This window comes from Romboutsia sp. (assembly GCF_056995035.1).
This window is the reverse complement of sequence record NZ_JBXKIW010000008.1, coordinates 1-24,571: the sequence shown is the minus strand read 5'-3', so window position 1 is coordinate 24,571 and position 24,571 is coordinate 1. Positions and strand designations below refer to the sequence as shown.

Sequence of the window (24,571 nt, the reverse complement as noted above, 5' to 3'; positions counted from 1 at the left end):
GAGCTAAATAAGCTCGGTTCTTTATTTTTAAGAATTATTTACTTTCTTCTACAAATTTATAAATATCTCCAATTGTCTTAAAATGTTCAGCTTCTTCATCTGGTATTTCGATACCGAATTCATCTTCAATAGCCATTATAACTTCAACAGCGTCTAAAGAATCTGCTTCTAAATCATTTATTAAAGATGTGTTCATAGTTATCTTATCTGTATCATCTATCCCTAATTGGTCTGCGATGATTGATTTCATTTTTTCAAACATTAGTGTACCCTCCTAAAATGGTTTTATAAATTTAATTGTAGTTTAATATAATATTGGAAATTTTACAATATAGATTTAAGAAAAAGTAATAAAGTTTTATAAAATGAATATAAATTAGTATAGAAGTTTAAACATAGGAGGAATTGTTATGAAGTATATAGGTTTACTAGTATCATCTGTAGGAGTATTTCTAGTAATATTAGCAAATTTTTACTATAATTCAGTAACACTAGATATGCAAAAGATTAGAGATTACGTAGTTGAAAGTAACATTATACTAGAAGATGTAGTTAAGAAAGAAGAATATGTAATTGAAAAGAAAGACGAGTACATATCAAGATTAGTAACATTAAAAAAAGGAATAAATAATTCACACACAACGTTTTTAATGAGTGACTACAAAGAATATAAAATAAAATCAATAAATAGTTTAATACAAAGCATATCAGAATATGAAAATAAGGAAATATCTTTAGAAAAAGTAAATAAATATAATAAAATGTGTAATGAAGAAATAGATAAATTAATAGTTAATAGAATTTTATATAGGTAACTTACTTTATTTAAAAACATATATATTTAACAAAAGGTACTTTAAACTTAAAGGGGGGAAGGTCATGGCAAAATTAGAAGATACATTATCCCGTTTTTTTGGAGGCAATAATGGCCTTTTTAGTAATGGCATGCTAATAATAATAGTATTAATATCTCTTGTACTATGCACAGATATACTAGAGAACTTTTTAGAAAATGATAGTGCCTGGATATGGATTATATTAGTGATGCTTTTATTATTTAATTTTGATGATAGCTGTTGCTAGTAAATTAACTTAAAGAAATCTCTTTGATTTCTTTTTTTTTGTTTAAATAATAAATAACCTTTTTAATTAAATTTTGTACAAGTAAAACTATAAACTTATAAATCAATAAAAAGTAACAATTTTACACATTATTACATAATATTTATTAAATAGGTATTAACAAGATATACCTATAAATCAAAAATGGGGGTATAAAAATGTCAAATGAGCAAGGCTTATCACGTTTCTTTGGAAATGATCTATTTTGCGGAGGAGGAGGATTAGTAATATTATTAATAGTAGGGGCCATTCTTTTGTTAGGAGAAGATTTACTTGAATGGATATTCTGTGATGATATGGCATTAATATGGATAGTATTATTAATTTTACTTTTAACTAATTTTGACTTTGATGGTGGATGTTGTTGTTAAGAACATAGGGGCTCTAGATTGAGCCTCTTTAAATTATATAAAACTAAATGTTACAAAATTAGTAAAAGTAAAGATAAAAAAATATATAAAAAATAATAACACTTTCTAGAAAATTACATACTATATTAAAGAAAGGGTGAAGGCCCTACAGACAGCTAAGTACTTGCATAAATAAGTATATTATATTTAGGAGGGGATTTGTGTGAGTAGCAAATTAACTAGAATGTTTGATTGTTTTGGAGGAGGAGGATGGTGGATAATAGTATTATTCTTCCTATTCTTAGCTTTCCAAGAGTGTTGGAGTGAAATATGTATAACTGATTGGATTCCATTCTTAATATTACTATTAATTGTATGTTCATGTGGAGAAATAGGAGACGGAGATTGTGGATGCCTTGACAACAATTTTGATTGCGGATGTTAATTAATTAAGTTAGTATAAACATAAAAAGGTGCAAATTGCACCTTTTTGTGTATGTATCTAGAAGATTTATTTAATGTAGGTTCCAAAAGGAGTATTAAAACAATATGATTTAGAATGTAAAAGAGTGATGATATATAATAAAAAAAATAATCTCAAATCGCTATCACAAATTATGTAAGTTGCATATTATATCTTAAGAGCGAAAGCTCAATAAATTAAATATCAACAGGAGGTAGCAAAATGAATAAAATGTTAGATAGATTTTTTGGTGGCGATGATGGATTATTTGGAGGCGCTTGGTGGATAATAATACTATTTTTCCTATTCTTAGCATTTGGAGATAGCTGGAATGAAATATGTATAACAGATTGGATACCTTTCTTAATTTTATTATTAATACTTTGTAGCTGTGAAGAATGTTTTTAGTAACAAATTTTAAATAAATGTATAGTATATAATATGTAAAAAAGTCAGCATGAAAATATATAGTTGACTAACAAGCAAATATACAGAAAGCCTATATTATGGATTAAATATTTTAATGGGAGGATTTTATTATGCTAAGTAGATTTTTTGGTGAAGGTGGATGTTTCGGCGGAGGTGCATGGTGGATCATAGTACTATTTTTCTTATTCCTAGCATTTGGAGATAGCTGGTGTGACATAGATATAATGGCATGGATACCATTTTTAATATTATTATTAATAGCATGTTCTTGTGGAGGAGGACTTGGCGACGATGATTGTTGTTGCTAATAAATAACTCTCAAGAAAGCATCAGTATTTAATACTGATGCTTTTTTATGTATATTATTTTGAATAAAAATATAAAATAAATACATAATTAAGATAAGAAAGATTTACATAATACTTAAGAATCTATTTATATAATTAGAAATATATGATAAAATAGAATTTTAATAAAAAAGTAAAATAACTTTTAAATAAATAAAATAAAGACAAGGAGGGATTGGACATGAAAAATAACATAACTATAAAAGATGTAGCGAAGCAAGCAGGTGTTTCTATATCTACTGTATCTAGAGTTATAAATGATTCAAAACCAGTAACGGACGAAGTGAAGCAAAGAGTTTTAGATGTCATAAAGGAGACAGGATATATTCCAAATCCGCTTGCAAGAAGTTTAGTAACTAAAAAAAGCCAGCTAATAGGAGTAATAGTACCAGAGTTATCGGATTCTTTTGTAAATGAAATATTAAATGGAATTGAAGAAGTAGCTAAGATGTATAACTATGATATCCTTTTAGCAAACACTTATTCTAGTAGAGAACAAGAATTAAAGAGTATAAACTTATTAAGAGCTAAACAAGTAGAAGGTATGGTAATGATCTCTTGGAGAGTAGAAGAAGAGCATGTAGACTATATTCAAAATTGTGGAATGCCAGCAACATATATAAGTAAAACTGCTAGAAATTACGATATACACACAGTAAGTACAAGTAATAAGAAAGCAACTTATGATATGACTAAGTATCTTGTAAGTAAAGGACATGAAAAAATAGCATTTATAATGACAAGTAAAGATGATACTGTTCTTGAAATGGAAAGACTATCAGGATATGAAGATGCTTTAAGTGAAAATAATATAAAACTAGACAAGACTCTAATAAAAAATGGTGGAACTACTTATGAAACAGGTTACCAAAGTATGAAAGAATTATTAGATGACGGTATAATTCCTCATGCAGCATTTGTAACAGGTGATGAAGCTGCTATAGGAGCTATAAATGCAATATGTGATGCTGGATATAAAGTGCCAGAAGATATATCTGTAGCAGGATTTAATGATGTTAAAATAGCTAAGATGTATAGACCTAAATTGACGACAGTATATCAACCGTTATATGATATGGGAGCAGTTGCTATGAGAATGGTAATAAAAATGATAAATAAAGAGCCATTAGAAAATAAAAAAATAGAACTACCATATAGAATAGTAGAAAGAGAAAGTGTTATAAATAGAAAATAAATATAATTTTTTTGAAATAGAGAGCATATTATCTAAAGAGGTAATATGCTTTTTTGATATATAAAAATAAATAGCTAAAATAAGAGAAGGATTGTCAATATAGGCATAGAAGTATTTAGAATGATATTATAAATATATCATTTATAAATTTACTTATTTTAAAATTATTTACTTTTAAAACAAGTAAATTAATAATGGTAAGGGGGATAAATTATGGATAGAGTATTAATTGATGGAAATAGTTTGACAATAGAAGATGTAGTTAATGTTTCTAGAAAAAATTATGAAGTTATATTAACTGAAGAAGCCTTAAGTAAAGTAAAGATAGCTAGGGATTTAGTTGACAAGCTAGTTGATGAGGAAAAAATATCATATGGTATAACAACTGGTTTTGGAAAGTTTTCAGATGTAGCAATATCAAAAGAAGACGCAAAACAACTTCAAAGAAACTTAATAATAAGTCATTCTTGTGGAGTTGGAAATCCTTTAAGTGAAGACATAGTAAGAGGTATCATGTTGCTTAGAGTAAATGCACTTTCCAAGGGTCACTCAGGTATAAGAATAGAGACATTGCAAACTTTAGTAGAAATGATAAATAAAGGTGTTCATCCAATAATACCAGAAAAAGGATCTTTAGGGGCATCGGGAGATTTAGCACCACTGTCTCACATGGTACTAACTATGTTGGGAGAAGGAGAAGCAATATATAAAGGAGAGAGATTAAGCTCTAAAGATGCTATGGAAAAAGCAGGTATAAAAGTTTTAGAGTACCTATCATCAAAAGAAGGATTAGCACTTATAAATGGAACTCAAGTAATGACATCAGTTGGTTTATTAACTGTATATGATTCGATTAACCTATTAAAAACAGCAGATATAGCATTAGGACTTACTATAGAAGCTTTAAATGGAATAACATGTTCTCTGGATGAAAAAGTACATAATGTAAGACCACACAAAGGTCAAATAAATACAGCAAAAAATATATTAGAAATAATAAAAAATAGTGAAATGACTACTAAGCAAGGTGAAATGAGAGTACAAGATGCATATTCTCTAAGATGTTCTCCGCAAATTCATGGAGCAAGTAAAGATGCAATAGAGTATGTAAAAAATAAAATAAACATAGAAATCAACTCAGTAACGGACAATCCAATAATATTCCCACAAGAAGAAGAAGTTATATCAGGAGGTAATTTCCATGGACAACCAATGGCACTAAGTTTTGACTTTTTAGGAATTGCTTTAGCGGAAATGGCAAATATATCAGAAAGAAGATTAGAAAAATTAGTTAACCCAGCACTAAGTCATGGATTACCAGCATTTTTAGTAAACCAGGGAGGGTTAAATTCAGGATTTATGATAGTACAATATAGTGCAGCATCATTAGTATCAGAAAATAAGGTTTTAGCACATCCAGCAAGTGTAGATTCAATACCATCATCAGCAAACCAAGAGGACCATGTATCTATGGGAACAATAGCAGCGAGAAAAGCAAAAGAAATAATGGAAAATGCAAGAAAAGTAATAGCTATGGAAATTTTAGGAGCAGTTCAAGCGATAGACTTAAGAGGTAAGAAAAAATTAGGTATAGGAACAGAAGCAGCTTATAAAGTAGTAAGAGAACATACTCCTTTTGTAGATAAAGACAGAGTAATGTATAAAGATATTAATATTAGTGAGGAAATAATTAAGCAAAACTTATTAGTTGAAGCTGTAGAGAAAGCATTAGAAGATAGTTTATTAATAGATGAAGATGTTTTAGCTAAAAGTACAGTTTAGTATAAATTAGGAGGTATAAATATGGAAAAAATATTAAATAGGTTAAATAAAGATATAGAAGAATCTATGAGTATAAAAATAAAATATATTCCTAAAGAAGTACCAAACTTTATAGAAGGAATAAGAAGAGCACCAAAAAGAGAAGCAAAGTTATCAGATAGCGATATTAAGTTAGCATTAAAAAATGCATTAAGATATATACCAGAAGAATACCATGAAGAATTAGCACCTGAGTTTTTAAATGAATTGATGACTATGGGAAGAATATACGGTTATAGATTTAGACCAGAAGGTAGTTTAAAAGCAAAATCTATAGATGAATATGAAGGAAGATGTATTGAAGGAAAATCATTTCAAGTTATGATAGACAATAATTTGGATTTTGATATAGCGCTTTATCCTTATGAACTTGTCACTTATGGGGAAACGGGGCAAGTGTTCCAAAACTGGATGCAATATGTAGTAGTTAAAGAATATTTAAAAGTTTTAACACAAGATCAAACATTAGCAATTCAATCAGGTCATCCAGTGGGATTATTTAAATCAAAACCAGATTCTCCAAGAGTAATACTGACGAATGGGCTTATGATAGGTATGTTTGATAATCAAGAAGAATGGAAAAGAGCAGCAGCAATAGGAGTATCTAACTATGGACAAATGACTGCAGGTGGTTTTATGTATATAGGTCCTCAAGGAATAGTTCATGGAACGTATTCGACACTTCTAAATGCAGGAAGATTAGTACTTGGAGTAGACCAACATTCTGATTTGGCAGGGAAGTTATTTGTAACATCAGGGTTAGGAGGAATGAGTGGAGCACAAGGTAAGGCAGTAGAAATAGCTGGTGGTGTTGGAATAATAGCCGAAGTTGATTATTCTAGAATAGAAACTAGATATACTCAAGGATGGGTAAGCAAAGTTGCAACAACTTGCAAAGAAACTTTTGAAATAGCTAAAGAGTATATGGAAAATAAAAAGCCTTGTGCAATTGCATATCACGGTAATATAGTTGATTTACTAGAGTATGCAGTAGAAAATAATGTACATATAGATTTACTTTCAGACCAAACATCTTGCCATGCTGCTTATGATGGAGGATATTGTCCAACTGGAATTACTTTTGAAGAAAGAACTAGATTATTAGCTCAAGATAAGGAAAAATTTATAGAGCTAGTTGATAAGACTTTGATAAAACATTTTGATTTAATAAGAAAGTTACATGATAGAGGAGTTTACTTCTTTGATTATGGAAATAGTTTTATGAAAGCTGTTTATGATGCAGGATGCAGTGAAATTTCTAAAAATGGCGTAGATGAGAAAGATGGATTTATATTCCCATCATACGTTGAAGATATATTAGGCCCTCACTTATTTGATTACGGATATGGTCCATTTAGATGGGTTTGTTTAACTGGGAAAGAAGAAGATTTAGAAAAAACAGATAAAGCAGCTATGGATATAATAGATCCTAATAGAAGATATCAAGATAGAGATAATTGGGCTTGGATAAGAGATGCAAAGAAAAATGCATTGGTAGTTGGTACACAAGCAAGAATACTTTATCAAGATGCTATGGGAAGAACAAATATAGCACTTAAGTTTAATGATATGGTAAGATGCGGTGAAATAGGACCAGTGATGTTAGGTAGAGATCATCATGATGTATCTGGAACAGATTCTCCATTTAGAGAAACATCTAATATAAAAGATGGAAGTAACATAATGGCTGATATGGCTACTCATTGTTTTGCAGGAAACTGTGCAAGAGGAATGAGTTTAGTAGCACTACATAATGGCGGTGGCGTTGGTATAGGTAAATCTATCAATGGTGGATTTGGAATGGTTCTTGATGGATCTCAAAGGGTTGATGATATATTAAGAACATCTATGCCATGGGATGTTATGAGTGGCGTTGCGAGACGCGCCTGGGCTAGAAATGAAAATTCTATAACTACTGTTATTGAATATAACAAAATGTGTGAAGGTAAAGACCATATAACACTTCCATATATAGTTAATGAAGATTTAATAAATGAAGTTATAGAAAAAAGTATTTTATAAAAATAAATTTTATTTACAAATTTAATAAATAGTAAATAGTGAGTTAAATAGTTCACGATTTACTATTTGTTATCAAGATTGACAAATCATAAAGGGGGGGCTAAAAATGGCTATAGTACAATGTGTACCAAATTTTAGTGAAGGTAGAGATTTAGAAAAAATAGAGAAAATAGTTACTCCATTGAGAGGTAAAGAAGGAGTAAAACTGCTCAATTATGAAGCTGATGAAAATTATAATAGAGTTGTGGTTACAGTAATAGGGGATCCTAAAAAAGTAAAAGATGCGGTATTAGAAGCAATTGGAATTGCAAAGGATGTTATAGATTTGAATGTTCATAGGGGACAACACTCTAGATTTGGGGCTACAGATGTATGTCCATTCATACCTATAAAAGATATGACTATGGAAGATGCTATAAATATAGCGAAAGAATTAGGAGAAGAAGTAGCGAAAAAGTATGAAATACCAGTATTTTTATATGAACAAGCTGCGATTAAACCTGAAAGAGAAAATTTGGCTACTGTTAGAAAAGGTGAGTATGAAGGCTTAGATACTAAGTTTGAAGATGAAAATTGGGCTCCTGATTTCGGACAAGCTAAAAAGCATCCAACTGCAGGGGCAATAGCAATCGGAGCTAGAAGACCTCTTATAGCTTACAATATAAATCTTGATACACAGGATTTAAATATAGCAAGTAAGATTGCTAAAACTATAAGATTTTCAAGTGGAGGATATAGATATATAAAAGCAGGACCAGTAGAAATACCAGAAAGAAAATTAACTCAAGTAACTATGAATTTAACTGATTATACTAAAACTAGCATGTATAGAGCTTTTGAAGCTGTAAAAATGGAAGCAAAAAGATATGGAGTTAATGTTACAGGAAGTGAAGTTGTTGGATTATGCCCAATGGAAGCATTAATAGATGTAGCAGGATATTATTTAGGATTAGAAAATTTTAGTCTAGATAAAGTACTAGAGACTAGCTTAATGGAGTAGATGATATGAGAGTAGACTTAGTTATAAAAAATATAGGAAAACTTGTTACATGCAAAGGTTTAGAAAGACCTAAAGTGGGTCAAGAAATGAATGAATTAGAAATTATTGAAGATGCATATATAGCGATAAAAGATGGTAAAATTATAGATATAGGAACCAAAAATGACTATAAAAAAATAATAAATAATTATACAAAGATAGAAGATGTAAAAGGTCTTTTAGTAACACCTGGTTTAATAGATTCTCACACTCACTTAGTTCATGGAGGTTCTAGAGAAAATGAATTTTCTAAAAAATTATCTGGACTACCTTATATAGAAATATTAAAACAAGGTGGAGGTATATTAAGTACTGTAGAGTCTACTAAAGAAGCAAGTAGTGAAGAATTATACGATAAGGCAAAGAAGAGTTTAGATAGAATGCTAGAATTTGGGGTTACAACAGTAGAAGCAAAAAGTGGGTATGGCTTAGAATTAGATGCAGAAATAAAGCAATTAAAAGTGGCAAAAGACTTAGAGAAAAAACATCCAGTAGATTTAGTTCATACTTTTTTAGGAGCTCATGCAATTCCAATAGAACATAAAGAAAATCATAAGTCATTTATAGATATAATAGTTGATGAAATGATGCCTAAGGTTAAAGAATTAGGATTAGCGGAGTTTTGTGATGTATTTTGTGAAGAAGGCGTATTTACAATAGAGGAAACAGAGTACATATTATCCAAAGCAAAAGAAATGGGATATAAATTAAAAATTCATGCAGATGAGATTGTATCACTAGGAGGAGCTGAATTATCGGCTAAATTAAAATGTACATCGTCAGATCATTTGATGGCAGCAAGTGAAGAAGGTTTGAAAATGATGGCTGAAAATAATGTAATAGCAAATATACTTCCAGGAACATCATTTAACCTAAATAAAGCATATGCAGATGCAAGAAAGATGATAGAGTTAGGAGTACCTGTAGCATTATCTAGTGATTACAATCCAGGAAGTTGTCCAAGTGAGAACTTACAGTTTGTAATGCAATTAGGATGCTTAGGTCTTAAAATGACACCGAATGAAGTATTAAATGCAGTTACTATAAATGCAGCCTATGCTATAGACAGACAAAATGAGATAGGCTCAATAGAGATAGGTAAAAAAGCTGATTTAGTAGTATTTGATGCACCTAACGTAGAATACCTTATGTATCATTTTGGAATAAATCATGTTGATAGAGTATATAAATCAGGTGTATTAGTTGTAGAAAATAAACAGGTAGTATATAAATAAAGGGGGAAAAATAATATATGAAGTTAATAGATATGAGCCTAGCTGAATTTTCAGAGGAAGTAGATTCTAATTCGCCAGCTCCGGGTGGTGGATCTGTAGCAGCTCTAGCAAGTAATATAGGAATTGCACTTGCAAGAATGATGGCACATTTAAGTTTTGGAAAGAAAAAATATGAAGCTTTAGATGAAAGTATAAGATTAGAATTTGTTGATAGATTTAATAAAATGGCAGACATAAGACAAGAGTTATTAGAACTTATAGATAAAGATACAGAATCTTTTACTGAAGTTATGAAAGCTATGAGAATGCCAAAAGAAACAGAAAATCAAATAAAGCTTAGAAAAAATGCTATTCAAGATGCAACTTTATTTTCTATAGATGTGCCATTTAAAACAGCTAAATTATCTCTTAAAGCATTAGAATCATTAGAATACTTAGTTACATATGGAAATCAAAATGCAATAACAGATATAGGAGTAGGAACGTTAATGTTATATACAGGATTAGAAGGAGCAATACTTAATGTAAAAGTAAATTTAATGGGTCTTGAGAATAAAGAACTACATGATAGCTATAGTAATAGTTGTAAAGAAATTTTATCAAGTGCAAAGGTTATAAAAGATACTCTAATTCAAGATATTCATTATAAATTAGAAAACTAAAAAATATAGCTAGAGTTAATTTTGACTCTAGCTATATTTTTTATATATTAAGACAACTTGTAATATACTGATTATTAATCTTGATTAGATTTTTTAACTTTTTTCACAACTTTCTTTACCTTTTTATTAGATGTAGCATCTGGTGTTTTTTCATTTACAGAAGAACTATTTTTAGTGGATTTAGGGTTTTTGCTAGTTTTTTCAGGTAGATTTGATTGATTAGATGATTTAGTATTTGAACTAGATTTTTTTTGTTTAGACTTTTTACTGTCTAATTTAGTTTGTACTTCAGCATCAGATATTTTATTCATTATTAAATCTAATTTTTTACGCTGGTCTTCATCTAAAAAAGTTTTGAATTTAGAAACAACTTCTTCTCTTCCTTGTAATGTTTGACCTATTTTCACCAATTCATCCATAAGTTCATTTTCTGATTTACCTTTATAATTATCAGCAATCTTTTCTATTTTGTCTTTATCTATATTTTTTTGCTTAGCCATTTTTTCTAAAGCCTCTGTGTTTAGTTTTTTCATAAAAATTCCCCTTTCTATAATATATATTGAACTTACCTCATACTATTTATATATAGAAATAATTTATAAATTATGAAATATATATTGAGATAAATAAAATTTCTTATAGGTAATGTATATGCAGAAGAATTAAAAAAAGTAACACTAATAACAGAGGAAACATACTTTATATATGAGGGAGAAGTATATCTTAAGGGGTGATTATGATTGAATAATATACTATTGATACTTGGAATGATTGCATTAAGTAACGGAAATATATCGCTAGGGGACCTATCGTTATTTGATAATAAAAATAAATCAAAATCAAAGAAGATAACGGACGATACAACAAGAAATTCATCAAATCAAAAACAACGGGTAAAAAAAGAGAATTCTACAAAACCAAAAGAATCTAAAAAAGTTAAAAAGAAAAAAGAAACAAAGAGAAGTGAAAATTTATTTGGATTTAACATGGATGATATAAATAAAGGTATGAAGTTAATGGATTTAAGTGATGAAGATTTAGAGCGTGGGATGGAGATAATAACAAGAACTAAGAAATATATGTCTAGAGATGAAAAAAAAATATTAGTAAAAGTAGAGAGTTTATTAGATTTAGTAAAAGGAATTAAAAAACTTAGTAGTATAGAAGAAATAGAAGAAGATGAAGCGAACTTTTTTAGAAGTATGGATGAACAAGATAAAAAAAATATGATGATAAAAGAAATACTAGAAGTATTTCCAGAAAAGAGAAAAGAGTCAATTAATAAAGCTATAGATATGAAAAAGAAAATAGATTTATTTGCAGAATTATTTTTGCCAGATGATTTTGGAGAAGGTGGATTTAGTTTAAGTTCATTAGCAAATATAAATAATCTAGGAAGTATGAATAACTTAAAATTATTAGGAAGTCTTTTAAGAGTAGATAATGATGACAATAATGATAATGAAGAGTATGAACAAGATGAATATTATGATGAGGAATATGAAGAAGAGTATTATGAGGAAGAAAATGACGAAATTAGTAACTACATAGATGAAAATGAGGATTAATGTGGAAAAAAGTCTTAAATTTATATTAATTACTATATAAAACCACTTTAAAAATATTTGATTTTATTATATAATAAGAATATGAAATCCTGAATCACTCGATAAGCTTTGTGTAAATTCAACCGACAAATGTTGTTCGGGAGACTGAGTTTAGTAATAGATGACATGCCTGTACAATTTTTTATAGGAAGTTAAAAGTTATTAACAGGTCACCCACCTGGGAGTATCTCGGGTATGAATTTGCATGGGCCACCGGTGTTTTGGGATTTCAGTCATAAAAAAAGTGTTGCTAATTTAGCAACACTTTTTTTATAATTAAAATCCTAAAATCCCCACATCATCACAAGTTGTAAAAATAGAAGTTACATTATAAGATAGATCGTCTTTGTAATTAGATACAAATTTTGCTCTAGTAAACTCTTCTTCTATACTAAAATCATCTACTTCATGCTCACCCCATGTTTTGCCTAAATCAGTAGATACAGTAGTATTTAATTTGCCGTAGTTAACCCACATCAAATATAAATTAGATTCATTCTTTACCAAATTAGGATACATACAAGTGGAAGGACCAGTGATATATTTTGATATATTCACATCTAATTTATTTTCCATTAAATATCCATTTATGTATTTTACAGAATATCCATTATCTACATTTTCACAAAAAGTTAGATGATAGAAATTCATACTGTCTTTAAGTACAGATAGATAAATTTTATTTTTCTTAGAGCTGGTAATTTGTATAGGATTACACCAAGTAAGAGTATTATAATTAAATCTAGACAAGAATACTTCTTCATATCCGTTAACTAAATTTAAATAAAAAATAATAGGAGAATCTTGAATCCACAATACCACAAAATTATCTAAGACTATATGGTTTATAAAATCTATCTTATTTTCTGCCCATATTCCATTATGGTTATAGTGATGAAATAGTGCGCATGTATTAGTTGAATTATTACTACATAGATAATATAGAATATGTATATCATCACTACATTTTCTTATGTATGGAAATAAAATATTAAATTTCTTATGATTATAAGTTAAGATATCCCTTTTAGAAAATACAGTATTATTTTTTTTGATTTCAAACATCTTTAAGGAATTATCTTTATAGACACCATACACAGAATCATCTTTATCTAAAGTAAAATAAAAATTAGTAAAATCTATAGGTGTTTTAGTTATAGGTGTAGATGAAACCAGATTACCATCATTATCAAAGTAATCATATACCAGATTTTCCTTTAAATGAAAATAAAACATATCTTTGTTAGAACGTCTAATAATAGTTGAATAGTTATTAATAAAACTCATGAGCACCCTCCTTGAAAAAGTGTTTATAGTAAATGTATATTTGCAAAAAAAAAAAATATTCTATTTTATGTTAATGAAGACTACGAGTAAGTAACAAATAGTAATTAAAATGCATATTATTAATTAGGCAAAAAAAAGCCAAGACACTTAGAATAATTCGTTCAAGGGGAGGATAATGAGATATGCAAGATCTAAAAAAGAATAAAAGAAAAATAATGAATCATCAAGTAAGTTCAGATACTAGTAAAGTTAATAAAGAACAAATATACGAAGAAGATGTATGTGACGAACTAGATAGATCATGTGGATGTAAATCAAAACCAAATTGCGATCACGGCCACGATCACGACTGTAATTGTGAATGTCATTGCCATTGTGATTGCAATTCAAAGCCAAAGTGTGAACCATGTGATATAGAATCAGAAGAGTGCATACCAAATAATTGTGTATCAGGATGTTGTAGCCCAATAGCACCAAAAAATTTCTGTGTATCAAATAGTGTACCGATTGCAATAGAAGCGAATAGAATATTTGATACTATGGAATTCCAAACATTTACAGATGCAACATCTCCAAGTGGAGAACCATTAAATTTTGATTACGAAATAATTGAAATAGATGGTCATGTACCAAAATCTGGTAAAGTAAGTATAAATATATATGAAGTATGTTTAAACTATAGTGCAATAGTAATCGATCCTGGGCAAACTACACTAGAGGATTATGACTTACAACCACTAGATATAAATGGTAAAGAATGTGAAACTAAATTTGAATATGCGGTATGTGGACAAAAAAATGCTATATGTTCTAATCAAGGAAAAGGTGAAAGTACAGCATATAAACAAAAAGGCTTAACTGTAATTGTAGAAGATTTAGTACTAGAGTTAAAAGGTAAATGTGGATGTACTGAAATTAGAGCATTAGCATATCCATCAGTTAGAGGAGCAGGAGGACAAAAAAGACAATGTGGAGATGTTGAGTTTATATTCAATACATTATCTGCTCCTATATGCTTACCAGTAGATGGAAGAGGTTTTACTTTAAGACAGGATTTTCAAACTAGTTTAACGGTAGATTGTATAGGTAAGGCATTTTTAAGATATGTAGATCATGATGGATGTGAGGGTTATTTTGATTTATGTATACCAAATGATATAGATTTAGTATTATGCTTACAATGTATAGTTAGTGCATTAATAAGTGATCAGATAGTAGTTTTAGGAGCATCAAATAGTCTACAACCAAGAATAGTAGATACATTTAATAAAGTATGTGATTTTGGCAGAGGTGAAGACACAAATAATAATAAAGAATGTAATAAAAGAAATTGTGGTTGTGGTAGATAAATAATATTAAGAAGGCTATCAATAATTTTGATAGCCTTCTTTGTATTATTTAAAGTTTATAATTTATACTATAACAGTATTCAAAGATATCATCTTTTATGTTGGAGTTACCATGAGAATCGGCTTTAGAATTGTTATCAGAACTTCTTATTAGAGAAGTTGTATTTATCCATTTTCTGGAAGAATTATTAAAAATAATAGTATTGTCATTTACATCTCTAGCGCCTGCATTTGAGGATTTATATTCAAATACAATATTTGATAACTCATCAATATTTAACTTATAGATATGTTCATTATCTTTATAAATGTTATTAATAGTATATCTATAAATCTTATAATCACTAGCATTAAAATTAAAGTGAGAAATCTTATATAAATTTTCAGACATTGGATATTTTTCAACTACGAATATATTCAAAATGTCATTAAGAACGTATAGCCTCATATCTTTAATATTTTTAATATTATTAAATATCTTACCAACTGGTTTTTTTAACCAATACCCATTATTATTGAAAAAATGGGTCAACTTTCCTCTAAAATCTAGCCCGCAAATATGAATATTATTATTATCATCAATATTCGCAGAATAAGCACAAATATTACTTGCTAACCTCTCAGTTTGTTCATTTATATTTTTTATATATAGAGAATTTTTATCTGCATATATATAAAAGGGTTTTATATCTTTATTATTATTCATTTTAGCCTCCTAATGTTTAAAGTTTTTCAAAGCTCTAGCAAGAACTATAAGATGTAATAAACATGTGAAAAGTGAAACTATCGTCACTGTATATATATAAGCATAAATATTTATATCTGGAACTGGAAGTAATATATATATTGATATTAACTGCACAACCATGCTAATAATTGTAATTACACTAGAAGCTACTTCTTTTCTTATAGAATGTAATATTCCTGACAAAGTTTGATTCAAAGACATAAACAAAGGTACTAAAAACATCGCTTTTAAATAAGTACCAGCTAAAGCATTATCAAATATAGCCAAGCATAATCTATTTCCAAAAAAATAAAAAAATATAGAAGATATAATTCCAACAATAAAAGTGAGTGATAAAGCATAAATGATTTTTCTTACTACATTTTTGTATTTGCCTAAGGACATTTCTTGAGAAATGCTAGGTATTAAATTAACTACTAAAGCTGAACCTAAAGTAAAAGGAAGATAAACAAATGGCATTACCATCCCACTTATAACACCATACATACTCAATGCTTGACTGTAACTAATACCTGATAGAACTAGTCTAGATGGAACTATCATAGAGCTAATTGAATGAAGTGATATATTAGACATACGATTGCAAGTTATAGGTATAGACATTTTCATTGTTTCTATAGATGCATTATAAAAATCTTTTACTTGTATAGTATACTTATTATATAAATTAGAATTTCTACATAAACAGGCTGTTATAAATAGTATGTTTATAGTTTCTCCAATAGAAATACCTAAAAGTGCAATATAGCAATTCATAGCCTTATTATTTATATACATAATAAATAAAAATACAAATATGATTCTACTTATTTGCTCTAAAATTTGACCTATAGCAGGAACAGTAACATCTTTTAGTCCATAGTAGTATCCTCTTAAAACATTAGATATAGTTATGACAACTATAGCAGGACATATTGCTAATATAAGCATACTTAAATTAGCATTTTTTAATAACTTAAGCGATATGTAACTTGAATTAAAAGAAATAAATAATGATATAACTAAAGAAATAAAAAAAGCTACATACAAAGTAGAAATAAAAAAAATATTACTACTCTGTTTATCACCCAAAGCTTTTTTATTTGCGACAAGACAACTAAGGGTAGTGGGTATTCCAGTTGTGGTAAAAGCTAGACAAATCATTAAGAAATTAAAAAGAATATGATATATTCCAAGACCAACTTCTCCCATAACTTTAGATAAAAATATTTTATATAAAAAACCAAGAACTCTAACTATTAGATTAGATAAAAATAAAATGATAGTGGAGAATACAAGATTGGGAATTTTCAATAAATCACCCCCTTATATTTAACTATATTCATAAGGGGGTGAAAAAATAATTATATCTTTATAAATTCTGGTTTCATTTGATCAAATTTACATACATAATTAAATCCAGAGTCTTTTAAATAGGAGTATATGTAATCAAATTTATATGCAATTTGAGTTGGATTATGAGAATCAGAACCTGTAGTTATGATTTCACCGCCTAAATCTTTATACATATTAATTATATTCCTAGAGGGAGTTAAATCTGGAAGATTATATCTATAGCAAGATGTATTTATTTCTATTCCTTTTCCATCATAAATAACTTGTTTTAATATAGCTTCTATAATATCTGAAAACAAACTATCTTCTAAAATTTTATTATAGTCACCATAACGTTTAATTAAGTCTAAGTGACCTAAAACAGAATAATCTTTGTATTTTTTTATAACAATATAAAGTTCATTAAAATAAGCTTCATATGCTTCATGCTGAGTTTTGCTTTTGAAAAATTCGCCAAAGTATAAATCTAATTTATTTATAGCATGGATAGAACATATTATAAAATCGAATGGATATTTGCTTGCATCTTCACTACATCTATCTGTTATTTGCTTTTGAAGACCTAATTCAATCCCTTTTTTTATTGAGATTTTATCACGATATTTATCTTTCAAGAAGTTAAGTTTCTCGAAGTATTTATTGTAATCAATACCCCAATCAAAATCAGTATCAAGGTCATAATCAACGTGATCAGTAAAACAAATTTCTTTAAGCCCTAAATCTATAGATTTTTTTATCATATCCTCCATAGCAGTTTTACTGTCATTAGAGAAATTAGAGTGCATGTGATAGTCATAAAACATAAAAAGTTCCCCTTTTTATTAAAATTTTGGTATTATATATACATACTACATATTAGCAAATATAAATATAACCATCAAGGAATTAATGAAAAATATAAGTGGTGATAAAATGGAAAAATACGATATAAAATTAGAGAAAGAAGCTGTAAAATATCTACAAATATATAATTATATAAAAAAGATGATAGTTGAGAAAGAAATAAAAGAACATGAAAAACTACCACCAATAAGAAAGTTAGCTCAGTATATAGGGGTAAACAATACTACAATTGTAAAAGTATATGAGCTATTAGAAAATGACGGATATGTATATAAAGCTGTAGGAAGTGGAACTTTTGTATCTGTACTTAAAAAAGACAAAGAAGAAATGAGTGTAAAAAAGGATGGGGTTATTTATTTTGATAGTGGAAATCCTTCAACAGATATGTTTCCTATAGAAGATTTTAAAAGTGCAGTAAATATGGCATTATCAGAAGAAGGAAGCTCTATATTCGAATATGATGAAGGTCTTGGATTTGATGATTTAAGACAAAAGATGGTAGAATATTTAGAATATAGAGGAATAAGAACTACAAAAGAAAATGTTCAAATAATATCTGGAGCGCAACAAGGAATTGATATTGTTTGTAAAGGACTTATAAACTACTCAGATGTAGTATTTGTAGAAGAACCAACCTATAGTGGTGCGCTACAAGTATTTAAAAGTAGAGGCGCAAAAATAATATCAATACCGATGCTAGATGATGGAATTGATATAGGTATATTAAAACTAAAGCTTGAAAAAATAAAACCTAAATTAATCTACATAATGCCAAATTTTCAAAATCCAACAGGAATATCGTATTCTACGTATAAGAAGAAAAAGCTAATAGAATTAGCTGAAGAATATAATTTTTATATAGTAGAAGATGATTTTATGAGTGATTTTAAATTTGACTCAGAGGATAACAAACCTTTGAAAAGCTATGATGATAAAAATAGAGTGATTTATATAAAAAGTTTTTCGAAAATTTTAATGCCTGGGCTTAGAATAGGTATTGTAGATATACCAAGTGAATTATTAAAAAAAGTATTATGGGCAAAGTACTCATCAGACATATCAACACCAGGGCTTATTCAAAAATCAATGTATTACTATATGGAGTACTTTAATTGGAATGACTATTTAGATTCAGTAGAAAAGGTATATAATCAAAAATATACCTTAGTAAAAAAATTGATTAATGAAAAATTAAGCGATAGACTAAAAGTAAGAAATAGTAATGGAGGAATTAACTTTTTTCTAGAGTTACCAAGAGGATATTCTTCTCAAGAATTCACTGATTTTTTATTAAATAAGGGTGTATCAGTTCTTCCAGGAACTTATTTCTTTGATAACTTGATTGATGATAGATTTTTCAGGATAAATATAGCAAAGTCAAGTATACAAGATTTAGAAAAGGGAATATCTATAATAAGTGATAATTTAGATGAATTTTTACAAAAATATAAAAATACATTAACGTTAAAAAGCAATAAATGGTTTTATTAAATAAAAAAAGAAAGGAGAATACTTAAAATAACAAGTATATATTTTAAGTAGAACGACAAAATGTTTGATCAAAAAAAATTAGATAGAATAAATGAATTAGCTAAGAAAAATAAAAATGAGGGATTAACTGAAGAGGAAACAAAAGAAAGAGACAAATTAAGAGGAGAATACTTAGAGAACTTTAGAGCTCACTTTAGATCTAGATTAGATACTGTTAAGGTAGTTTCTCCAGAAGAGTATGAGGAGCATATGAAAAATAATAAGGAAAACAAAAACTAAGTATTTACATATCTAAAAAATCACACATAAAAGTGATTAATATAAAATAGTTAAGAGTAGAATATAGTATAAATTTGGGAGGGGCACCATGAAACTAAAGCATGAATTTAAGAATGCATGGGAAGTAGAAAGAGAAAACAATAAGTTAGATGAAATTATGTCATACTCTAAAGAATATATGAATTTTTTAGATAATGGTAAAACTGAAAGAACTTCCGCTAGAGAAATAGTAAAGATAGCTAAAACAAATGGATACATATCAATCGAAGAAGTAATAAAAAAAGGGAATGTAGTATCTGGAGATAAGATTTATGCAGTCAATAAAGATAAAGCAGTAGCTTTATTTGTAATGGGTAAAAATTCATTAGAAAAAGGTATGAAGGTAATCGGTGGGCATATAGATGTTCCTAGAATAGATTTAAAGCCAAATCCATTATACGAAGAAGCTAATTTAGGATTTTTCAAAACTCATTACTATGGTGGTATAAAAAAATATCAATGGACAGCAACACCACTTGCTATACATGGAGTAGTTATTTTAAGTGATGGTAGTAAAGTAGATATTTGTATTGGTGAAGATGAATCAGACCCAGTATTTTGTATAACTGATTTATTGGTACATCTTGCAGGTGACCAAATGCAGAAAAAACTTTCAGATGGAATAACTGGAGAAGGTTTAAATATATTAGTAGGGCATATTCCGCTAGAAGGCGAAGAAAAAGAAGCTATTGAACAAAATATATTAAAAATACTAAATGATAAGTATGGCATGATAGAAGAAGATTTCTTAAGTGCTGAAATAGAAGTTGTTCCAGCTGGACGTGCTCGTGATTTAGGGTTTGATAGATCAATGGTATTAGCATATGGACATGATGACAGAGTATGTTCTTATGCAGCTGTGAAAGCAATAATTGAAACTAATGAACCAGAATACTGTGCAGTTACTTTATGCGTTGATAAAGAAGAAGTTGGTTCTCAAGGAAATACGGGTATGCATTCAAAGTTCTTTGAAAACACTGTAGCAGAACTTATGGCATTAGAAGGAGAATATTGTGAATTAAAAGTAAGAAGAGCCATGGCTAATACAAAGGTTTTATCTGCTGATGTTTCAGCAGGATATGATCCTAATTTCCCAGATGTTTATGAAAAAAGAAACTCTGCATATATGGGACATGGAGTAGTACTAAGTAAATATACTGGAGTTAGAGGAAAAGGTGGATGTAATGATGCTAATGCTGAATTTGTGGCAGAGGTAAGAAGAACATTCAATACTGCAGATGTAGTATGGCAAACTGCTGAGCTTGGAAAAGTAGACCAAGGAGGCGGTGGAACTATAGCTTATATCTTAGCTAACTATGGAGCTGAGGTTATAGATTGTGGTGTAGGAGTATTAAATATGCATGCTCCACATGAAATAGTTTCGAAAGTTGATATATATGAAATGTATAAAGGATATAAAGCGTTTTTTAATTTAAATGTATAATATATAGTAAAAAGATAGACCTGTATTTAAATACAAGGTCTATCTTTTTACTTCAAAATAATCACATATATTTTTCTTAAACTTGTCCTCTAGGGGATTGAAAATTTTCTTCTTAGAATATATAAAATAAAACTTTCTTGTGAAATTAACATTCTTTATTCTATAAAAATTAATTTTATTAGAGTATAAGTAGTCAATACAAGATGCATAAGATATAAAAGAAACGCCAAAACCTAGTCTAACCATTTCTTTTATAGACTCATTTGATTCTACATGAGCTAATATATTTAGCTTATCAATCGCAAAATTATTTTTTTCGAGTGTATTTAATATTAAGTTTCTAGTACCAGAGCCTTCTTTTCGCATAATAAATTTAAGATTATATAGTTCATTTATATCTATAAATTCATTTTCAGCATCGAGATTTAAATCTGAAGGAGTTATAAGAACAAGTTCATCATCAATTAAATCTATATACTCTATTTGAGAATTATTTACTTTTGAACCTACTAATCCAAAGCTTATTCTTTCATTTAAAATTTCAGATATTGCATATTGAGAATCATAGTGGCTAATGCTAAATCTAACATCTGGATAATTATTAGAAAAGCTTTTTAAAAAATCAGGAAGTATATAAGTTTCAGGAATAGAACTACAAGCGATATCGATGATACCCTCTATTTTACCTGCATACTCCTTTATATCATAAATAGCTTTCTTGCAATTATTTAGTATATATATAGCGTGATCATAAAGAATTTCACCAGATTTAGTTAACGTTATATTTTTACTATTTCTATTTACGAGTATAGTATCTAGTTCCCTTTCAAGATTTTGAATATGAGAACTTACAGTAGGTTGAGTCAAAAACAATTCTCTTGCAGCTTTAGAGAAGCTTTGATGTTTAGAAACGGCAATGAAAACTTCTAGTTGTTTAAAATCCATTATCAATGTCTCCCTTTAATTATTATATTTATATTATAACATACATAAAATCTAAAAATATTTAGTTATTAAAGTATGAAAATTTAATATAGGTCATGCCATTTTGCCTATTTAGTATAAATCTGATATAATATTAAAGTGATTTGACTTTAATTTTTAAATGTAAATTGATATAAGATTAAATTTAGAAAAGATATCATGTTACAAAAATATTACATAATAGGACTATATATTATTATTTTTGAATAAATCGTATACAATTTATAGAAGGTAATTAATAAATACTATTTAAAATAAGTGATATTTTTATATAATTATAAATAAATATTGAAATTAACGGAAGGAGGACTAATCAATGAATTTAAAGAGATCATTAGTTAGTATTGTTGTATTTAGTATATTTATTACAGGTTGTAGTAAACAGTCTATAATAGAAGAATCAACTATAGCAGATGAAGCAACTCAACAAAAAACTATGACAAAAGTTCAAAACGATGTTAATGAAATAATGAACAAAGATTATGAATATATTCTGAAAAACATGGGTACTCCTTACTGTGCTACGTATTATGTAGATATGGAAAATGGAGATACATTAGAGAAACTTGATGAAACAAGTAATATAAGATTAATATATCCTAAATATACAGCAGATAACGAATTAGAGGGAAGTGCGTTATATATAGAGTTAAGTAATAATAAGGTTATAGAAGTTCAAACTTATGAGTTTTCTGATTATAATATTAAAACAGACGCTATAAGTAATAATGTAGATATAATTGTAGATAAGTACAATGAAGAAGGAGTATTGCAACGAGAGAGAGTAGATAATATTGACTTTGATACTTACAGTGGTAAAAGTGAAGAAGAGATATACAATGTAGTAGGAGAGAACACGGCTAATATAGAAGCCTATGATAAAGCTAGAAATCAAAAGGTGAAAGCATATTTTTTACAAGATAAAAATCAAGATATAACTAAAATATTAACTGTTTTTGAAAATAAAAACAATATAGACGAAATCAAAATAGTTGGTGAAGATGAGATTATGGATATCATAGCAGGGTATTTATATAAATATTAACGTAAAAAAGTTATAATAATTTATTATAACTTTTTTTATTTAATATATTTTATTAGATATAATATTATATGGATCTTCATATAATAACGAGTATTTTAGTTATGATATACTTATATTAGAATAAGATAGATAGGAGAAAATTTAAATATGATAAGTAGATTTATTAAATATTATAACCCATATAAGAAACTTTTTATATTAGACCTTATAGCAGCATTTTTATTTGCTTTATGTGATTTAGTTTATCCGATGATAACTAGAAATATAATGGATGATGTTGTTCCAAATAAAAACTTGAGAATGTTAGTAGTATTTGGTATAGCATTGGTGGTTATATTTATATTAAAAGCATTTTTAAGTTATTTTATGCAGTATTGGGGGCATGTAGTGGGTGTAAGAATGCAAGCTGATATGAGAAGCGATGTAATTACACATTTACAAAAACTTCCTAATGAGTATTATAACAATAATAAATCTGGTGTAATTATGTCTAGAATAGTAAATGATTTGATGGACATATCAGAGCTAGCACATCATGGTCCAGAAGATTTATTTATATCTATAGTTATGTTAGTTGGTTCTTTCTTTATATTAATAGATATAAATGTAACCCTTACGTTAATAATATTTGCAATATTACCATTTGTAATTTGGTTTTCATTAGCACAAAGAAAAAGAATGAACAAAGCTTTTAAAGAAACTAGAGTTAAAATAGGAGACGTAAATGCAACTTTAGAAAATAGTATAGCAGGTATGAAAGTAACAAAGTCTTTTTGTACAGAGAAAGAAGAATTAGAAAAGTTCAATAAAAGTAATAATATATTTAGGCATGCAAGAGAAGGTGCATATAAAGTTATGGCACAGTACTTCTCAGGAATGAATTTACTTATGGATATATTGGAACTTATAGCATTAGTATCAGCTGGATATTTCGCATATACAGGAAAAATAACATTAGGAGATTTTGCGGCATATTTATTATATGTAAAAATGTTTATTCAGCCGATAAAAAAACTTATAAACTTTATGGAACAATATCAAAATGGTATGACTGGATTTGAAAGGTTCATAGAAATAATAGATCAAGAAACTGAAACACAAGCTAAAAATCCAATAGAGTTAAAAAATATAAAAGGTAAAATTGATATAGAAAATGTGTCATTTACCTATGAAGATGAAAATGAAGTATTTAATAACTTAAGTTTATCAATAGAAGCTGGAAAAACTATAGCGTTAGTTGGTCCATCGGGTGGAGGAAAAACTACTCTTTGTAATCTTATACCTAGATTCTTTGATTTTACTGAAGGTGATATAAAAATAGATGGCGTTAGTATAAAAGACACTAGCTTAAAGTCTTTAAGAAGTAATATTGGTGTAGTAGCTCAAGATGTGTTTTTGTTTACAGGAACGGTTAAAGAAAATATAGTTATATGAA

At 28.0% G+C, this 24,571-nt stretch carries 25 protein-coding genes, 1 other RNA gene and 1 pseudogene; 20 read left to right on the top strand and 7 right to left on the bottom strand.

What is annotated here, in order from left to right; genetic code table 11:
* Nucleotides 1–34 precede the first annotated feature (34 nt).
* Nucleotides 35–262 (bottom strand): acyl carrier protein, encoded by a 228-nt coding sequence (acpP, locus tag AC11VW_RS00855; protein WP_484299500.1) that lies wholly within the window; start codon nt 260–262, stop codon nt 35–37.
* 148 nt (nt 263–410) lie between these two features.
* On the opposite strand from acpP, the gene AC11VW_RS00850 reads away from it, so the two are divergent.
* The 12 genes from AC11VW_RS00850 to AC11VW_RS00795 all read left to right on the top strand — a co-directional run bounded on the left by AC11VW_RS00850 (nt 411) and on the right by AC11VW_RS00795 (nt 10,685).
* Nucleotides 411–815: a hypothetical protein gene (locus tag AC11VW_RS00850; protein WP_484299499.1), complete on the top strand. Its 405-nt coding sequence runs from the start codon at nt 411–413 to the stop codon at nt 813–815.
* Between the two features lie 64 nt (nt 816–879).
* Nucleotides 880–1,083 (top strand): hypothetical protein, encoded by a 204-nt coding sequence (locus tag AC11VW_RS00845; RefSeq protein WP_484299498.1) that lies wholly within the window; start codon nt 880–882, stop codon nt 1,081–1,083.
* Between the two features lie 197 nt (nt 1,084–1,280).
* Nucleotides 1,281–1,493 carry a hypothetical protein gene (locus AC11VW_RS00840; protein WP_484299497.1) on the top strand — a complete coding sequence of 71 codons (213 nt, stop codon included), beginning with the start codon at nt 1,281–1,283 and terminating at the stop codon, nt 1,491–1,493.
* A gap of 223 nt (nt 1,494–1,716) precedes the next feature.
* Entirely contained in the window at nt 1,717–1,917 is a 201-nt protein-coding gene (locus AC11VW_RS00835) for a hypothetical protein (RefSeq protein WP_484299524.1), read from the top strand.
* Nucleotides 1,918–2,157: 240 nt separating this feature from the next.
* Entirely contained in the window at nt 2,158–2,343 is a 186-nt protein-coding gene (locus tag AC11VW_RS00830; protein WP_484299525.1) for a hypothetical protein, read from the top strand.
* A gap of 131 nt (nt 2,344–2,474) precedes the next feature.
* Nucleotides 2,475–2,672, top strand: a complete 198-nt coding sequence (locus tag AC11VW_RS00825; RefSeq protein WP_484299496.1) for a hypothetical protein — start codon at nt 2,475–2,477, stop codon at nt 2,670–2,672.
* Nucleotides 2,673–2,892: 220 nt separating this feature from the next.
* Nucleotides 2,893–3,906: a LacI family DNA-binding transcriptional regulator gene (locus AC11VW_RS00820; RefSeq protein WP_484299495.1), complete on the top strand. Its 1,014-nt coding sequence runs from the start codon at nt 2,893–2,895 to the stop codon at nt 3,904–3,906.
* A 213-nt stretch (nt 3,907–4,119) separates the two neighbouring features.
* Nucleotides 4,120–5,688: a histidine ammonia-lyase gene (gene hutH / locus AC11VW_RS00815; RefSeq protein ID WP_484299494.1), complete on the top strand. Its 1,569-nt coding sequence runs from the start codon at nt 4,120–4,122 to the stop codon at nt 5,686–5,688.
* Between the two features lie 21 nt (nt 5,689–5,709).
* A complete protein-coding gene (locus tag AC11VW_RS00810) occupies nt 5,710–7,749 on the top strand; it encodes a urocanate hydratase (RefSeq protein WP_484299493.1) in 2,040 nt (679 codons plus the stop codon).
* A 106-nt stretch (nt 7,750–7,855) separates the two neighbouring features.
* Nucleotides 7,856–8,749, top strand: a complete 894-nt coding sequence (gene ftcD / locus AC11VW_RS00805; RefSeq protein ID WP_484299492.1) for a glutamate formimidoyltransferase — start codon at nt 7,856–7,858, stop codon at nt 8,747–8,749.
* A gap of 5 nt (nt 8,750–8,754) precedes the next feature.
* On the top strand, nt 8,755–10,023 hold the full coding sequence (hutI, locus tag AC11VW_RS00800) for an imidazolonepropionase (RefSeq protein ID WP_484299491.1): 1,269 nt from the start codon (nt 8,755–8,757) through the stop codon (nt 10,021–10,023).
* A 17-nt stretch (nt 10,024–10,040) separates the two neighbouring features.
* Nucleotides 10,041–10,685, top strand: coding sequence for a cyclodeaminase/cyclohydrolase family protein (locus tag AC11VW_RS00795; RefSeq protein WP_484299490.1), 645 nt, complete (start codon nt 10,041–10,043; stop codon nt 10,683–10,685).
* A gap of 74 nt (nt 10,686–10,759) precedes the next feature.
* On the opposite strand, the gene AC11VW_RS00790 is transcribed toward AC11VW_RS00795, so the two are convergent.
* The gene (locus AC11VW_RS00790) at nt 10,760–11,218 is read right to left on the bottom strand and encodes a hypothetical protein (protein ID WP_484299489.1); all 459 of its coding nucleotides are present in this window, start codon (nt 11,216–11,218) and stop codon (nt 10,760–10,762) included.
* Between the two features lie 234 nt (nt 11,219–11,452).
* Between AC11VW_RS00790 and AC11VW_RS00785 the strand changes: the two are divergent.
* A pseudogene (locus AC11VW_RS00785) lies at nt 11,453–12,250 on the top strand (hypothetical protein); the annotation flags it as partial.
* 86 nt (nt 12,251–12,336) lie between these two features.
* A non-coding RNA gene (ssrS, locus tag AC11VW_RS00780) (6S RNA) lies at nt 12,337–12,524 on the top strand.
* 44 nt (nt 12,525–12,568) lie between these two features.
* Here ssrS and AC11VW_RS00775 read toward each other — a convergent pair.
* Nucleotides 12,569–13,579 carry a hypothetical protein gene (locus tag AC11VW_RS00775; protein ID WP_484299488.1) on the bottom strand — a complete coding sequence of 337 codons (1,011 nt, stop codon included), beginning with the start codon at nt 13,577–13,579 and terminating at the stop codon, nt 12,569–12,571.
* A gap of 182 nt (nt 13,580–13,761) precedes the next feature.
* On the opposite strand from AC11VW_RS00775, the gene AC11VW_RS00770 reads away from it, so the two are divergent.
* Nucleotides 13,762–14,928: an exosporium morphogenetic protein CdeC gene (locus AC11VW_RS00770; protein WP_484299487.1), complete on the top strand. Its 1,167-nt coding sequence runs from the start codon at nt 13,762–13,764 to the stop codon at nt 14,926–14,928.
* 49 nt (nt 14,929–14,977) lie between these two features.
* On the opposite strand, the gene AC11VW_RS00765 is transcribed toward AC11VW_RS00770, so the two are convergent.
* From AC11VW_RS00765 to AC11VW_RS00755, 3 genes are read right to left on the bottom strand one after another with little or no spacing between them, the layout of a single operon-like run.
* A complete protein-coding gene (locus tag AC11VW_RS00765; RefSeq protein ID WP_484299486.1) occupies nt 14,978–15,634 on the bottom strand; it encodes a hypothetical protein in 657 nt (218 codons plus the stop codon).
* 9 nt (nt 15,635–15,643) lie between these two features.
* The gene (locus AC11VW_RS00760) at nt 15,644–16,969 is read right to left on the bottom strand and encodes a polysaccharide biosynthesis protein (protein ID WP_484299485.1); all 1,326 of its coding nucleotides are present in this window, start codon (nt 16,967–16,969) and stop codon (nt 15,644–15,646) included.
* Nucleotides 16,970–17,019: 50 nt separating this feature from the next.
* Nucleotides 17,020–17,814 (bottom strand): histidinol-phosphatase HisJ family protein, encoded by a 795-nt coding sequence (locus AC11VW_RS00755; protein WP_484299484.1) that lies wholly within the window; start codon nt 17,812–17,814, stop codon nt 17,020–17,022.
* 109 nt (nt 17,815–17,923) lie between these two features.
* Between AC11VW_RS00755 and pdxR the strand changes: the two genes are divergently transcribed.
* The 3 genes from pdxR (at nt 17,924) to AC11VW_RS00740 (ending at nt 21,107) form a co-directional block, all read left to right on the top strand.
* A complete protein-coding gene (gene pdxR / locus AC11VW_RS00750) occupies nt 17,924–19,345 on the top strand; it encodes a MocR-like pyridoxine biosynthesis transcription factor PdxR (RefSeq protein ID WP_484299483.1) in 1,422 nt (473 codons plus the stop codon).
* A 60-nt stretch (nt 19,346–19,405) separates the two neighbouring features.
* On the top strand, nt 19,406–19,624 hold the full coding sequence (locus tag AC11VW_RS00745) for a DUF896 domain-containing protein (protein ID WP_484299482.1): 219 nt from the start codon (nt 19,406–19,408) through the stop codon (nt 19,622–19,624).
* 88 nt (nt 19,625–19,712) lie between these two features.
* Nucleotides 19,713–21,107 carry an aminopeptidase gene (locus AC11VW_RS00740; RefSeq protein WP_484299481.1) on the top strand — a complete coding sequence of 465 codons (1,395 nt, stop codon included), beginning with the start codon at nt 19,713–19,715 and terminating at the stop codon, nt 21,105–21,107.
* A 39-nt stretch (nt 21,108–21,146) separates the two neighbouring features.
* Here the strand turns inward: AC11VW_RS00740 and AC11VW_RS00735 are convergent, their stop codons facing one another.
* Nucleotides 21,147–22,052 carry a selenium metabolism-associated LysR family transcriptional regulator gene (locus AC11VW_RS00735; protein ID WP_484299480.1) on the bottom strand — a complete coding sequence of 302 codons (906 nt, stop codon included), beginning with the start codon at nt 22,050–22,052 and terminating at the stop codon, nt 21,147–21,149.
* Between the two features lie 355 nt (nt 22,053–22,407).
* On the opposite strand from AC11VW_RS00735, the gene AC11VW_RS00730 reads away from it, so the two are divergent.
* Complete coding sequence (locus tag AC11VW_RS00730) at nt 22,408–23,136, top strand: hypothetical protein (RefSeq protein WP_484299479.1); 729 nt, start codon at nt 22,408–22,410, stop codon at nt 23,134–23,136.
* A 147-nt stretch (nt 23,137–23,283) separates the two neighbouring features.
* Nucleotides 23,284–24,570 carry an ABC transporter transmembrane domain-containing protein gene (locus AC11VW_RS00725; protein WP_484299478.1) on the top strand — a complete coding sequence of 429 codons (1,287 nt, stop codon included), beginning with the start codon at nt 23,284–23,286 and terminating at the stop codon, nt 24,568–24,570.
* Nucleotide 24,571: the final 1 nt, after the last annotated feature.